This is a genomic window from Flavitalea plasmicola (assembly GCF_030546645.1).
In the GTDB taxonomy this organism is placed as follows: domain Bacteria; phylum Bacteroidota; class Bacteroidia; order Chitinophagales; family Chitinophagaceae; genus Puia.
The window spans coordinates 107,977-123,955 of record NZ_JAUOTO010000009.1 but is presented as its reverse complement, the minus strand read 5'-3'; the positions used below and the strand labels follow the sequence as shown (position 1 = coordinate 123,955).

Sequence of the window (15,979 nt, the reverse complement as noted above, 5' to 3'; positions counted from 1 at the left end):
TATAGGTTAATAACTGGTTTCAGGGACAACGTCCCCGTTCACAAGCACCCTCGCCCCTCGCTCTCCCGGCAGTTTGATCATGCGCGTAAGCACAGCGCTGATAAAATACAGGATGGACAACACCCAGATCACGCCTTCACTGCCGAGGATGCCGATGAATATTCCAACGATCGCCGGGCCAACGAACACAGGCAATCCGGCCCCCAAATTGAGGATAGCCATGGCCGACCCCTTGTCTTCCTTTACCAGGGAAGGCACCAGCGCCGATAGGGGCACATAGCCGGCAAGACACGCACCCCAGGCAATCCCCGCCAGCATGACAGGCCAGAAGCTGCCCGGCGCTATTTGTGGAACATAGTAGAGTAATAAAGTAGTGATCCCGCACCCAATGCCGCCAAACCAGATGATCGTGGACCTCCAGCCCAGCCTGTCGCCAACAAAGCCGAAGATCAGGTTGAAAGCAATATTGCTGGTGAAAATAGTCCCCCATATATGCAGCCACGACGTGGTAGAGTGACCATGTGCGGCCATATAGGTCGGCAGGAATACGGGAAACGCGAATTGAGCCGTCGTATTGATGATGCGAACGATGCCCCCCAGCATCACCTTAGGCTCTTTCTTCAAAATAGTCAGCCCGTTGATCAGTTCCTGCACCTTCCCCGCCGCAGCACCCCTGCTCTGCGGCACCCACCGGGCCTTATTCAAAACCAACGCCAGAAAGGCGCCTATCAATACCCAGAAAATGGCGCTCCATAACGTTCCTATATAACCCAAATGAACGATCGCCCAGCTGGAATAGAAAGCCCCCAGCACATTAAGGCCCCCGGTGAATACAAACCAGAACCAACCCACCGCCCTACCCAGCCGTTCCCTGGATGTAGCATAAGCGATCCATACCAGGAACGAATAGGCAAAAAGAGGATAGCCAAACCCCCGCAAACCATAGGTCAGCAGCAAAACAGGAAAATTAAGATGAGGTAGGCCATAACCGATGAACCCCACCGTCCCCGCCAGGTACAACAACAGGCCGGCCAGCATGGTCTTTTTCACACCAAAGCCCTCCGCTAAAACCCCCGAAAACCAAGAAGAGACAGCAATCGTAACACCATACGCAGTGAACAACGTGGCTGAAGCCTGCACACGCATACCCCGTTCCAGCAGATACGGACTCAACCACCCCTGCTCCATACCATCCCCCATCATAAAGATGAGAATACCGGCATATCCCCAAAATAACTGCTTTGGAATGCCTGCGCTGTGTAAAAAGGAAGTATTCATAAATATTTTTAACTCCTCGCTCGTGAAAAGCAAAGTAAATACAACATTATTAAACCATATTTTAAGGAATTGTAAAGTCTTTGTTACCTGGCACGCAGGTCAGGGAGGTATCCCAACAGGAAAATAGCAGATGAGCTGCTCCATTATGGCAATCGTTTGGCTTGAGAAATAGAATTCTTCTAGCCAAATATAATAAAATTAAACAAAAACAAACAAATTTAAATAATTTGAAAGCTTTTTAAAGCCCCATACCCCGATCCGCCCTTTTATCCAAGATTTTAAAGTTAAGTTTTCGTAAGGATTTTAAAATTCGCTTAATAAATATTTACTTTTGAAACCAAATTCAATCGCATAGGATGAAAAGCATCACAGAAAGGCATGAGTTCATATTAAAGAAATTGCAGGAGTCAGGTAAGGTGAATATCCTTCAGTTGAGCGAAGAAATGCAGGTCAGCGGCGTCACCATCAGAAAGGATTTGAAACTATTGGAAGAAAAGAACCTCTTATTTCGCACCCGGGGAGGCGGCTCCATCCATAACCCCTACGCCATCGAAAGACCCATCAACGAAAAAGAATTTATCAACGCGGAAGAAAAAAAACGCATCGCCCGCACAGCCATCTCCCTCATCGGGCAAAATGATTCTATTATTATAGGCTCCGGTACCACCGTCTTCGAGCTGGCCCGCGCCCTTCATCCCGCCAAACACCTGGTAGTGATCACCCCGGCCCTCAAAGTGGCGCTGGAACTTTGCAATCGTCCCAACGTGGAAGTCCTCCAGCTGGGTGGACTAATCCACCAAAGCTCCTCCTCCGCCGCCGGCGCCTTCGCCGAATTGATCCTGGACCAGCTCTCCTGCGGCGTCCTCTTCCTGGGCGTGGACGGCATCGACCTCGACTACGGATTCACTATCACCAATATCACCGAAGCCAGCCTCAACCAAAAAATGATCCAGATGGCCCAGACCGTCGTCATCCTCGCCGATTGCACCAAATTCGACCGCCGCGGACTCGGTAAGATCTGCAACATCGACCAGGCCCACTACATTGTCACCGACAAAGCCTCCCCCTCCACCATCGCCCTGCTGGAAGAAAAAGGCGTCCGCGTCATGCTTGCCGAATAACGCGAACGCCCGCCGCCCTCTCCCCGCCGACCTCATACAAACATCACCTCATACAAACATCACCTCATCTAGTAAGACGTCTCATCCGCCCCAATGTCGATCCGGCTATTTTGCACCCGGTTCTGCTGATCGACATCTGTCTCGTCGTCATTGGTGTCCACCACATACGAAGGATATCCCGCATTGACACACGCCGATCCGCTGGTGAGATGCAAATTGAGCGTAGCCAGCGTACTGTTCACGAAAGAAGGCGTACCATACGTGGAATTGGCATCGAGCCCCGTCCCCGATTGAAAGGTGGCTAAGCTGTAATAGCCACCCCCATTGATCCCACCCCAGTCAAAAGTGATGGTGCCGCTGCTGCCGGATAGGGTATAATATCGGTTGTAGTCCATCGACAGGTTCGTCGAAGTATATCCCAGCAGCGCGATGACGACGACATTGCTGGCAGACTGGATGATATTGCTCCTGATGCTCAGGTGGTCCGTATTCTGCATGCTGATCTCGCCTCCATAGCCGCCATTGGTGAAATTCTTAAAGAAAGTATTATTGTTCACAGAGGAATAGGTCACCTTGCTGCTGGCCTGGTTCGATCCGATGATAATGCCCGCGTCCTTGTTGTTGTATACAAAATTGCTGGACACCCTGATATGCTCGGCGGTAAAGCCATTGTTCTCGCATCCTACGGTGATACCCGCATAATTATCGTGGCAGATATTACCTTCGATATTCACATAGGAGGCGCCATCAGCATAAATACCCCCGTTGGTAGCCACGTTTGATACGCAATTGTACACCGTGTTGTATTTTATATTGCCGTCCCGCACGTAGTTCGAGGCAGCCGGTGCGCCCGTCCAGGAATAATGCCCCGCTACATCTATCCCGATATTCCGGATATGATGTACGGTATTCAGCTCGATCAGGAAGACCTCCACATTCCCGTTCATGGTAAGAGCTTCACTATAGCCGGTGTTGCAGCTGTAGATCTCATTGCTGCCCACATAGACCTCATTGTAGCTGGCCGTCGTGCTCCCTATCAGCAGGAAAGGATGGGCGTTCTGTGTGGAAGTAGGCACGGCAGTGGAGTCCGTGGTCCATCCGATGTTGTGGATCTTACAATCCGTCACATCCACAAACGTCCCCGACCCGTGGATATAGATGCCGTAAGCATCGTTCCGGATATTGTTGACGATGTTGATGTTCTCGATGGTCAGATAACTCTTGCTGCTGACTTCGATCATCGCATTCTGGGTGCTGCCGGTAGTCAGCGAGCCGTCCAGGATCACCGTCCCGCCATTGTAGTTGGTAAGTGTGATCCGCTCGCCTTCGTCAGCGCCGGAATGAGGCCAGACCAGCCGCTCGCCGTACGTTCCGCCGGCTACGTAGATGGTGGAATACCCACCTTCCGTTGTTTTGTTCAGGGCGGCCTGGATTGTCTTCAACGGATGGGCGGAAGATGTTCCGGTATTTGCATCGTTCCCGGAAGATCCATTGACATAATAATCGATCTCGGTTACAGTGCGGGGAACAGTTCCATTGTTGGGCGTTGTGGAAATTTCTTTTTTACAGGAAAAGAGCGTGAGGAGGATGATACATCCGGTGGCAATTTTTTTCATGGACTTTTAATTTAAAGGTTTATACCAAGGTAGACACTTCCTTTCCTAAAAAAAAGGAGGGGACCACGCAGCACGCATAGCCCCCTCCCGGCGCAAACGTTTGTTACAAACGTTTGCACTATTTTTTATTTCACTTCATTCAGCACCGCCTTATCCAGGCCTTTCAATTCCTTCTGCTCCGGCTTTATCAGCTCCAGCACGACCACTTCATTCCTGGTTGCCTTCAGCCATTCCACAGGCACATACAGCGTTTGCTGCGGCCCCACCGACCAATACCGTCCTACATTATGCCCGTTGATCCAGACCACTCCCTTCCCCCATTGCCGCATATCCAGGTACGTGTCCCCCACCACCGGCAGGTCAAACGTGCCACGACGGATCACCGGAGCATGACCGCTATCTCCTCCTTTTTTCAACCGCATTCCCTTCACCTCCTTGAACGGCAGTCCATACATTTCCCAGCCCTTCACTTCCTCTCCGTTGAACGCCACCTTCTCCGTAATACCTTTTCGGTTCTTTAATAAATAAGGCCCAAAATTGACACGGCCAAGGTTCTCCACCAGTATATCCAGCTGCACCTCACCCGCCGGCAACTGCAACGCCAAACTATCCTGCGCAAGCCTTCTGTCCAGCGTCCCTACGATACCGCCATTCACCATCACCACCGCATAATCCCGCAGCTCCTTCAGCCGCAGCACTCCGGCACGGCCACCCGTTAGCTTGCTCCGGTAAAGCACAAATCCATAATCCTGGTGCAGGTCCTCGAATGTCAATGGCGATCCATTCCGAACGGGCGCGGGAAGCATATCCGACACCCTGCCCGCCTCGCCCAACCCGAAAGAGGGCACCGCAACAGCCGCCTTCGCCTCCGGCACCTCCGGCAGCACAACGCCCGCCGGCAAATGCCGGGCGATCACCTCCCTGAATTTCATGAATTTCTCCGTAGGATTTCCCGCTTCGTCCAGCGGCGCATCATAATCATAGCTGCTGATCTGGGGCTCGTAAGGACTCTTGTCATTGTAATTCGCCCCATTCATAAATCCCCTTGTAGTCCCTCCATGGAACATATACATATTGATCGATATGCCGGCCGTCAATATGGAATCCAGCTTTCCCACATATCGCTCCGCCGGCACCGTATGATGCGTCGTCCCCCACCAGTCAAACCAGGCGGGATACCACTCTGCTACATAATACGGCCCCACCCCTCCATGATTTTCCTGTATAAGCCGGTGTACTTTCGAAGGCGTAACATCACCATTCACCGCCGGCAGCAAGCCCGGTAAATGACCGGCAGCAATATCCGGAGCCGGATCGCAGGTATATAACAATCCATCAAAACCCGCCTCTATGAATAGCTTCTTATTGATTTCAAGATACTCCTTGTCCGAGCCATACGACCCGTATTCATTCTCTATCTGCACCATGAGGATATTACCCCCATGGTTCACCTGCAATGGCGCCAGCTGCCGCCCCACCTCCTTGATATACGCTGCATATTCACGCAGGTATTTTACCTCCTTGCTCCGCACGATCAACCCTTCCTCATTCTGCAGCCAGTAAGGATAGCCGCCAAATTCCCACTCGGCGCAAACATAAGGACTGGGTCGAAGGATGACCCAGAGCCCCTCCTCCTGCGCGATCTTCACGAACGCCCGCACATCGTTGTTCCCGGCAAAATCGAACTTCCCTTTCTGCGGCTCATGCACATTCCAGAACACATAGGTCCCGATGGTATTCAACCCCATCGCCTTTGCCATCTTCATTCGGGCCCGCCATGCCTCCCGCGGCACCCGTGGGTAATGCATCTCCCCTGATATCATCACAAAAGGCTTCGAATCCAGTAAAAACGCCGTATCACTTAACGTAAAGCTATGTTGCGCATGCACACTTATCGTCAGCAAAATGCCCAACACCATGTAATAGATCCTTATTTTCATAATTCCAAGTTAGGTAACAGTTATACAGCCTCCCGGTACAAAAGGGTGAAGACTTCCTGAAAAAACATCATCTACGCCCGAAGATCCGCATCCGGCCATCATTTATCCCCACTAAGATCAAATCGTTGCCTTTGCGATCTTTCATCAGTTTCATGTCTTTCACATCCCCCTTTATGAAGATCCCATCGTTTATATGGGCGACAGGCAGAAAATCCCGCCCGCCATTTCCTTTCAGGAATAAGCCGTAAGAAGCATCATAGCGGCCATTCATCACCTCTGCCTGGTACTCATTCCCCGCCAGCAACAGATCCGGATTGCCATCCCCGTCCAGGTCATGGACAAGTATCGCATTCACAGGCGCAAACTGGGCTTCCGCCGGCAAAATATGCTTCCGGAAAGATCCATTTCCCTGGTTCTCATACCAGCAGGTATGCAATTCATTACAGTTGAGCTGAATGGCGTCCTTCAGCTTGGTGTCCGGGAACAGTTCGCTGAGATCAGCCTTCGCAAAAGCAGCATTTTTCAAATACCGTTTTTTAAAAGAAGGCATCTGCCGGGTCAACTGTCCCAGGCTCATCCCCAGCTGTAAGGTATTCTTTCCGGCATCATCCGGTAAATAATAACAGAGCACGAAATTGATCCGCCCATTCCCTTCGAAATCCTTACCAAATAAACGCATCGGGGTCGCGGCCGAAACATGGTAGGGGTTGTTGGTTCCCAGGTTGCCGGCCGCAATATCCAGATCGCCATCGCCATCCATGTCCGCCACCGCAAGGCTTTTCCACATGCCATGATCATTTTCCAGACCCATTGAATGGGTCACTTCCTTTAACTTCCCCCCATCGGCTTTGAAAACGCGTATGGGCATCCAGTCGCCGGCAATGATCAGTTCCTGCTGCCCGTCCCCGTCAACGTCCGCCCAAACAGATGCAGTTACCATTCCCGCCTCGGATAAAACTGGACATACCTCCTGGGTTATATCCACGAATACGCCATTGCGATACTCCAGCAAAAAACTTTTAGGCGAATAAGGATACTCCAGCGATACCCTCCCGCCAATGAACACATGCAAAGGCGTGCGCCCTCCGCCTGTATAGCTGATGCTTTGCGCCATCGTATTGATGGATGGCGGAAAAGCCTGCCGGCTCAAAGTAAAAATGCCCTTGCCGTCGTTGAGGTAAAGCCTGGGCGTATGGTACGGTGAGCCTTTATCGAATTCGGTACTTCCGCCTGCAACGATCAGATCGGGATCATGATCTCCGTCGACATCCACCAGTATGCTCTGCATATCCTCCTCGTATTTCGGGCCCTTCACCAATGCTTTGTGCTGAAAGGACCCATTCTTTTGCTGCAAACAAACCTCCCCGGACTGCGAAAAAGCGCCGCCAATAAAAAAATCGGCGAGACCATCCCCATTCATATCACCCGTACTGATAAAGGGACCAGCCTGTGAAAATTTTTGCGGAAGCAAAGGGTTAAAGGCAAAATCATTGAAGAAACTTTCCTGGTGCTTAAAATACACCTGGAGTGAATCAGTTATATCTATAAATAGGGAAGACAAAGGGGCATCTCCGGAATGGTTGATCACCGCCTCATTTTCGTTGAGCACCAGGGTCGTATCTATCGGGGGATTTTTCAAACACTGCTGCTTCCCATTTGCCCAGGTGACGACGACGGAGTCGGCCCGGCGGCTTTTGCCAAGTCCGAAATGGACCCTTGTATCTACGGAAGAGGCATACCCCCTGACAGGATATTGCTCCACCGTCTGCACAAGATCACGTTGCCAGAACTGTATCTTCGCTCCAAACCCCTCCCTGTTCAGGTTGTCTCCCCGCAGTATAAAATTTATGAAATGACTGGAAGTATCCCCGCCCCCCCGGCTGTTATTGATATAGATAGATGCTTCCTGGTCGATATTATTGACTACAAGATCCAGGTCCCCGTCATTATCCAGGTCCACATAAGCCGCCCCGTTGGAGATGGTTTTTTCATTGATCCCGGAAAATTCCGATTGGTTGGAAAAACTGCCATCGCCGTTGTTGTGGAAATAATAATTGCGCAAAGCTATCTTTCCCATATTATCCAGCTCGCCCCTTAGCAATCGATCCCGCGCCTGCTTATCCATCGTCCCATAAGTTTCCGACCGGTAATTGATAAAATCCGAATTGATCAGGTCCCGCCCTATTCCATTGGTAATACTGATATCCTTGTAGCCGTCGTTGTCGAGATCAACCAACAGAACGCTCCAGCTCCAATCTGTCTCGCTCATTCCTGCCAGCTGACCGATCTCGCTGAAATAGGGCATGGCCGTATCAGCTTTTTTGCGTACTCCCCGGTTTAGCTGAAGCATATTTCTCATGAATTCCGGCTGGTAGCCCGCCCTCCTTTCCGTTTCATAACGCCCGTAGTTCATGAAGCTGAACATCATCTTCTTCCGGTAATTATCTTCAGGCATCATGTCCAAAGTGGCAATATCAGGAAGGCCGTCATTGTTGATATCGGCCGCGTCCACTCCCATGCTGCTATAGCCCTGATGTCCCAGCGATTCGGCAATGACATTGGTAAAGGTCCCATTCCTGTTATTCAACCACAAAAGATCATTGCTGATATAATCATTGGTGACATATATATCCGGCCAGCCATCTCCATTAAGATCGCTGATGGCTACGCCAAGCCCATACCCATCGTCTTTGATGCCGGCAGACGACGAAACATCTTTAAAATAAGGATGGTTGGTGCCCGCAAGGATCCCCATGTTTTTATACAGCTTGTCCGATCTGATGGAAAGACCACTATTGTCGGGCCTGACAATATCATTTTGCGAAACCGCAGGATGCAGCTCGTGATTGACGAGATACATATCCAGCCGCCCGTCCTTGTCAAAATCGAAGAACGCCGCTTGTGTGGAATAGCCCGTATCAGCCAGTCCATATTCCGAAGCGTTTTCCGTAAAAGTAAGGTTGTGTTGATTGATGAAAAGCAGGTTCTTTCTTCTCTCGCCTGGCACATTGCCGGATACGCAGACATAAATATCCGCATACCCGTCATTGTTAATATCCACTACACTGATTCCCGTGCACCAGCTGGTCGTTTCAAGGCCGGCACTTTGGGTGATATCCCGGAAGTGATGATTCCCCAGGTTCAGATACAGCCCGCTACTGCCCTGCGATGCCCCGAAAAAAAGATCCGGCAGGCCGTCGTTGTTAAAGTCCCCTACTCCAACGCCACTGCCCATATAGGCATATTCGTCAACCACCAGGTTGACAGAGTCGTTTTCAGTGACCGTATTACTAAAATGGATGCCGGAAGTTCCGGCATCCAGCTTGCTGAAGAGGGTGACCGCGCTGTTATGCTCTTTGCAGGACATGGCCAGCACCTGACACAGCAGCAGCCATGGCAGGAATGATCTGTTTATATTTTGGCCACCTGCGCTCAAATCTAATGGTAGTTTGCCGTCAATGTGGTGACGCTTCTCGGATCCAACTGAATATTGTTAGCCGCCATACTGGACTTCTTCAGGTTCTTGGTACTGCTGGTCACATATGCCGTAAAATCACTGCCAGTCAGGTTGACAGAAGCGCCCAATCCTCCCAAAGATATAACAGAAGAAGTTGTCCGGGTATTTACAATGACAATAGCCAGTGTTTTTCCAACAGGGTCGATATACGCCGATACCATGATATCGCCTGCCGCGTACGCCGGATCAGTTTGATTGTTCAGGACGGCATCTACTCTGATCATTCCGGGCCTGACGAATCTCGAATAATTACCCATGCACCATAGTTGTTTGCTGTCGGACACCAGGCCATCGGTCTTGGACAGCTGCGGATCCGTCGTACCCGATGGGCCATTGATATACACCAGTCCATCACTGTAATTATAAGGATTAATACCCAGCCACCATTGCCAGGATGACGTATTGGCAACAGCCAGGTCGTTATGGATCACCTTTGCCACATAAAGCCCGTAATCGATGTTCGTATTTCTCGGATAGCCGTTTAAAGATCCGCAGATATCGCCCAGGACCCCAAATTCCGTCATCCACAATTGGAGAGAGGAGCTGGTGTTCACTGCGCTGGTATGCACCGCCTGACGGTCCTGCACCAACGTATTGTCCGGGCAGGTGGTAAAATAACTATGGTAAGAAATGGTATTGTCGACATTAGGGATGTTGCCGATATAGTTGGAACTGGAAGGATTAAACCATTGGCTGATCTGGTCACCCCGGTTATCTGACGTGGCAGCGTTCAGAAAGGTCACTTGCCCGGCCTCACCGGTAACAACATGGGTGTTTACCCCATTCGTCTGCAGATCGGGCCCCAGGACCTTCACCAGGCTCGCAATATCTGTATTGGATGCCGCCGTCCCCTCCTGGTTGTTGGAAGGCCCCCAATTCCATTGCGGCTCATTGACAGGACTTATATAATCCAGCGGTGTACTGGTTCCCTGAAAATGCTTACATACCTGGACGAGAAAATCAGCATAGTCCTGAAACCTGGAAGCGCTGAGGTTGAATTGGGCCGTGCCGGTGCCATAAGCTCTCGCATTAATGGTCATAGTGACGGGAGGAGAAGCCGCAAAACCCAGCAGATACTTTACACCCCTTTGTTTGGCTGCATTCATGAACCATTGCTGGCCTTGCTGCTTATTCCAGTTGTAGGTGCCATCCGGGTTTTGAAAACACTCCTCCCGCCTGTATTCGTCCGCTATGCCACTGGTGTCTCCCTGCTCGGAGCTTCCGGCCCCGATATTAAATCGCCAAAGCGACAACCCAATGCCCTTTGGGTTGCCGCTTGGATCCACATCCATGCTAAATAGATAATCGGCTATCTGGTTTTTCTTCGAAAGATCAGCCCAGTTACCCACGAACTTCGACGACCACGCATCGGACGCGCCAAAACTGTGAATGGTTTGATGCGTTGCCGTCACGTTCACTTGCAGCGTTGCCTTTTGCTGGCAGGTGTCTACGCCGTTGAATAGGCAGGGATCCGTTGGCGGAAAAGAAGAAGAGGAAGATCCTTTCTTGCAACTAAGCGCCAAAGATAGAATTGCAAACAAAATATTTACCATAGCCGGTTGAGATCGGTTCATTTCGTTTTCATTGAGTAGCTCCGCTAATAACCCGGGTTTTGCTTAATGACGCCGCCGCCTGCCTGAATTTCCTGCTGTGGAATAGGAAAGAGGTCATTGGTTCCCGGCTTATAAAGCTTCCCTTTATTGGCAGTCACTTCAGCAATATTGGTCCTGCTGTCATACGGGTCTGTATTTGTCTGCAGCCATTGCACATAAGTGCCGTTGGTTCCAAACATGGAGGACATCAACGTCGTTCCATTCACTTTTACCCTATGCAGATCATCCCATCTCACATCCGCATATTCCCCTGCCAGTTCCAGTCTTTTCTCCAGGATAATAGCGTTGACCAACGCATCCCCGGACAGGCCAGTCTTAGGCGTTAGATTTACGCGCGCCCTCACCTGGTTGAGCAATCCGCTGGCCGTTGCGGCATCCCCTTGCCGGGCGGCCGCTTCAGCGTAGATGAGCATCAGGTTCGCCAGGCGCATAAATATATAAGGTTTGGGCTGCCAGCGGTTGCTATACCCCTGATTGGCGGGGCTACGGTCCGCCAGCGGAATATAGTACTTTCTCCAGTTCCTGGCCGAAGTATTCCCACTGGGATTGCCATTCCAGCTGGTCACCTGAGGGTCTCCCGCAACAGGCTGTCCATTTTTTATGATGGTATTCACCCTTCGGATACTATCGCTTTCATTTAAAAAAGCATCCTCCAGGTTGCTGCTGGGCACATGCCAGCCCCAGCCCCCATCGGCGCCGCTTCCCGCAACTACAGCATTCACATTGCCGATCAGGTTGTTCGCGCCGATCTCGAAGATCGACTCCTGCCCATTGTAATAAGCAGCTTTGAAAATATCCCCGTAATTGGGTTCGAGCTGGTATTCATTCAAACCCATTAATTGACTTGCCGCCAGGACCGTAGAATCGTAATGACCGGCCCATAAATTCGCATAGGCCAGGTAAGCCAGGGCCGCGCCCTTACTCGCCCTTGCCATATCCTCAGGACTGGTATAATTCTTACGTTGAGGCAGGTTGGCTGCCGCAAATTCAAGATCGGCGTTGATGAACGCCCACACCTGGTCAACGGAAGCCCTTGCCAGCGGGATCTCGCTTTGCTTGGTATTTTCCGTATACAGCGGCACCCCGCCAAAATTCTTTGCCAGGTCCATATAAAAGAACCCTCTCAAAAACCGCATTTCGGCCAGCAAACGGGTTTTCAATGTGGCGTCAATAGTCGATTTGGACAAATTGGCGATCCCGAAATTACACTGTCCGATCCCCAAATAGCTAAATTGATAGAGGTTGTTAACATCACCTGAAGTAGGAGTGATGCTTTCCAGACTGCCAACTTCACGGTAGCCCGCCGCATTGCTGAATCCCCCGAGGTTTCCCAGCCAGCCGTTATCAGTGGCTGTTTCCAAATTGAGCCGGTACCACATGGTCTGCCACCAGTCATTTTGGTTGATGGCGGAATAACAACCCGTCACATAGTTGATACAACCCGCGGGTGTTTGAAACACGGCAGTATTCTCAACAGTTTGTAGCCCGTAGTAAGGGATATCCGTGAAACTCTTCTTGCAGGAAGATAGCATGAAGGCGCCTGAAAAAAAACAAACCAGTATGATCTTAATATTTTTCATAATTACAATGTTATAGGTGAGAATTATAATCCCAGGCTTACACCAGCATTGAATGATTTGGGCACCGGGTATTGCCCTCTGTCAACCCCCTGGTACTGCTGGCTGTCGGATTGCACTTCGGGATTAAAGCCTTTGTATTTGGTAATGGTGGCCAGGTTCTGCGCTCCCACATAGACGCGAACACTCTTGATGCCGTTCACTTTCAGGAAAGGAAAAGTATATCCCAATTGAATATTCCGGATCCTGGTAAAGCTCCCGGATTCCACATACCAGCTGGAGAAATTATAATTGTTCCCCGTGGCAGGATTGGGATTGACTGCACTGGTATTGTCAGCCCTCCAGATCTTGTCATAGCTGCCGGCAATTACGTTGGATGCACGGTCGCCGGTGATCAGGTAGCGTTTCGTAGTATTCGCTACCTTTTGCCCATATGAACCATACATTTCCGCCAGCAGATCGAATCCCTTAAAATCAGCCTTGATCGAAAAATCCATATTCAGCTTCGGATACGGATCACCCAAAAAAGTGCGGTCACCTGCCGTATTGATGGTACCATCTCCGTTTACGTCAACGTATTTGAAATCTCCCGGCTTAGCCAATGGCTGGATCATATTGCCATTCTTATCGGTATACGCATTGATGTCGGCCTGTGACTTGAATATGCCCGCCACTTTATAGCCGTAAAAAGCTCCGACCCCGCCTTTGGTATACATTCTCGTAAAGGACATTCCGAATCTCTCCTGTTCCCGGTAGCCATCCTGTACCCCCACATCCAGGCCCTGAACACCACCCAGGCTCAGATAAGTGGATTTCACATGGCTCAGGGAGATCCTGGGGATGATCCTTAGCTCATTCGGCAGGGAAATGATATAGCTGGTTGAAAATTCCCAGCCCCTGTTCCCGATACTGGCCACGTTGGCCGTTGGCAAATTAGGCTGTCCCGCACTCAAAGGAATGGACGGCAGCGTCAGAATGGCGCCGCTGGACTTATTGTCGAAGTATTCAAATTCGAAGTTCAGCTTGTTATTGAACAGCGTTCCATCCAATCCCGCTCCACGATCCAGGTCAGTCTCCCATTTCAGATTCGGGTTCCCTATCTGCGTGGGTACGGTTCCGTACGCCATCTGCCCCGCGAATGGATAGGTGGCGCCCGTGGATACCAGGCTGTACCAGGTGCTCCGGGTGATCGCATCGGCATTGCCTCTTTTACCCCACCTCGCTTTAAGCATAAGATTATTCATCCAGCCAAAGCTTTTCATAAAATCTTCGCCAGACAGGCGCCATCCAACTGAAACAGACGGGAAGAAGGCATATTGGTTGCCCGGCGGGAATTTGGAGTTGCCATCCCTTCTTGCGTTGGCCGTTAAATAATATTTGCCGTCATAATTGTATTCCACACGACCGAAATAAGCAGATCTTTTTACCCAGTAGGCATTGTTGATTCCCCCCTTAGGGCTGGAACTTCCATCGGGCCCAATTCCGAAAGCAGCCAGCACGGCAGGATTGGTCAGATCCATATTGAGGTAATCGGCATAGGCGAACAGGGGATTGTTGCCATTGGAACTATCAGCGGAAACTTTCTGACTGCTGCCATAATATTCCTTTTGTTCCGCAGCTTCCTGACCGACAAGCGCCGTGATATGATGCTTTTCCGCCACATTCAGCTTATAGGTCAGCACATTGCTCACCACCCAATTGTATTTGGTGTCGAATCCCGTCCCCGCCTTGGTCAACGCACTATAACTATTCGGGTTCAGATAATACCTGGGTGTGAAAAAATTACTGGTGGTATTATCCACATTGGCTCCGACAGTGGTGCGGAAGGTCAGGTTCTTAATGGGTTGGATTTCCATGAATGAACTGGATTGGATCCCATATAGTTGATTGGGGCTCAAGGTGGCCAGGTTCATGCCAAACACATAATTGGGAGGAGGCGTTCCATTCCCCGGCCCCCCATAAGGTGTTCCATAAGCGCTCCATTGTGCATCGTACAGCGAAGGATTTGCGGAAGCGGGGATATGCTGCAAATTCGGATTAATGAAGGGGCTCGTTATAGGGTCCGTGCCCAGCAGCCCTAAAAAGTCCACCGGTGTGTTGATCCAGGTTTCATACCGTGGGGCAATAGATCCTCCGAACTTCAGCCATTCGTTGATCTTAAAGTCGCCGGTAAATCGGGCGGTGATCCTTTTCCAATCACCCACCTTGGTGTTGGCATGCGCATCAGTATAAGACAAGCTCATGGCATACTGCGATTTTTCAGACCCGCCCGTATAGCTGATCCCTACATTCGTAGTGGGACTATGAGGGTTGATCACGGCCTTCCACCAATCTGATGACTTGGTAGTATCATATTGATTGACAGGCGTCTCCGTAATGGTAAAACTGGGATTGGACAGCCGTTGGAATCTCAGCCATTCCGCGGAACCTGCCATCGTAAAAGGCTTCTTAACTGCCTGGGACTGGTAATTCACCGTGACATTCAGATTACTTTGACCGGCCTTGCCTTTTTTCGTGGTGATCACAATGACCCCACTGGCGGCCTGCGCCCCATAGATAGCCGCAGCGGATGCATCTTTCAACACGTCCATCCTTTCAATGTCTGCCGGATTGATGGAATTAAAATATCCGCTTTGGATGGGAACTCCGTCAACGATCAAAAGAGGCTGACTGGATCCCTGGATGGTATACACGCCCCTGATATATATATTAGGTTGCGCGCCCGGGCCGTTTGAACCGGCGAGCACGCGGACGCCTGGCACTTCGCCCTGAAGGGAATTTGCGGCGTTGGGATCTTTAAAGGTCGTCAGCTCTTTTCCGGAGATGGAACCCACCGAACTGATCAGATCCGCCTTCCTCACCGTACCATATCCCACTACTACCACGTCGCTCAGGCCTTCACTCGCCGTTTCCAATTGCACTTCCATATTCCCATTTTTGGGAACAGCCACCTTTTTAGGGGCATATCCTATATGAGTGAACAGGAGGATGGAATTGGCAGGCACACTGATGGTAAAAGTCCCTGCATCGTTTGTTCTGGTTGAATTTTTTCCACCGTCCACAGAAACGGTTACATCCGGGAGAGGAGCGCCGCCTGCGCTTACTTTTCCTGTGATCACCTGCTGGGCCCACAGCGTGGCCGAGGCACAAAACAGCAGGATGCAGATCGATACCATTCTTCGCCCAGCCCGAAGGGAGACAAAAGAATTCCTGGCTGTGTTTACAGCCGAAAACAATAGACTCTTCATAATGACAAGCGTCGTTTAGTTTTAGTAAATTAATTCTATAGCAGGTCTTAACTGTATGCAAAGTACTCA

The 15,979-nt window shown here is 50.6% G+C and carries 8 protein-coding genes; 1 reads left to right on the top strand and 7 read right to left on the bottom strand.

Going from position 1 to position 15,979, the window contains the following annotated elements:
• Positions 1-6: 6 nt before the first annotated feature.
• Entirely contained in the window at positions 7-1,278 is a 1,272-nt protein-coding gene (locus tag Q4E93_RS30085) for an MFS transporter (protein WP_303591645.1), read from the bottom strand.
• A gap of 356 nt (positions 1,279-1,634) precedes the next feature.
• On the opposite strand from Q4E93_RS30085, the gene Q4E93_RS30080 reads away from it, so the two are divergent.
• A complete protein-coding gene (locus tag Q4E93_RS30080; protein ID WP_303591644.1) occupies positions 1,635-2,399 on the top strand; it encodes a DeoR/GlpR family DNA-binding transcription regulator in 765 nt (254 codons plus the stop codon).
• A 68-nt stretch (positions 2,400-2,467) separates the two neighbouring features.
• Here the strand turns inward: Q4E93_RS30080 and Q4E93_RS30075 are convergent, their stop codons facing one another.
• From Q4E93_RS30075 to Q4E93_RS30050, 6 genes are all read right to left on the bottom strand, one after another.
• Entirely contained in the window at positions 2,468-4,015 is a 1,548-nt protein-coding gene (locus tag Q4E93_RS30075) for a choice-of-anchor Q domain-containing protein (RefSeq protein WP_303591643.1), read from the bottom strand.
• A 125-nt stretch (positions 4,016-4,140) separates the two neighbouring features.
• Positions 4,141-5,955 carry a glycoside hydrolase family 35 protein gene (locus Q4E93_RS30070; protein ID WP_303591642.1) on the bottom strand — a complete coding sequence of 605 codons (1,815 nt, stop codon included), beginning with the start codon at positions 5,953-5,955 and terminating at the stop codon, positions 4,141-4,143.
• Positions 5,956-6,022: 67 nt separating this feature from the next.
• Complete coding sequence (locus tag Q4E93_RS30065; RefSeq protein WP_303591641.1) at positions 6,023-9,391, bottom strand: VCBS repeat-containing protein; 3,369 nt, start codon at positions 9,389-9,391, stop codon at positions 6,023-6,025.
• Between the two features lie 2 nt (positions 9,392-9,393).
• The gene (locus tag Q4E93_RS30060; RefSeq protein ID WP_303591640.1) at positions 9,394-10,995 is read right to left on the bottom strand and encodes a glycoside hydrolase; all 1,602 of its coding nucleotides are present in this window, start codon (positions 10,993-10,995) and stop codon (positions 9,394-9,396) included.
• 74 nt (positions 10,996-11,069) lie between these two features.
• Positions 11,070-12,665 carry a RagB/SusD family nutrient uptake outer membrane protein gene (locus Q4E93_RS30055; protein ID WP_303591639.1) on the bottom strand — a complete coding sequence of 532 codons (1,596 nt, stop codon included), beginning with the start codon at positions 12,663-12,665 and terminating at the stop codon, positions 11,070-11,072.
• Between the two features lie 23 nt (positions 12,666-12,688).
• Complete coding sequence (locus tag Q4E93_RS30050; RefSeq protein WP_303591638.1) at positions 12,689-15,910, bottom strand: SusC/RagA family TonB-linked outer membrane protein; 3,222 nt, start codon at positions 15,908-15,910, stop codon at positions 12,689-12,691.
• Between the last annotated feature and the right edge of the window lie 69 nt (positions 15,911-15,979).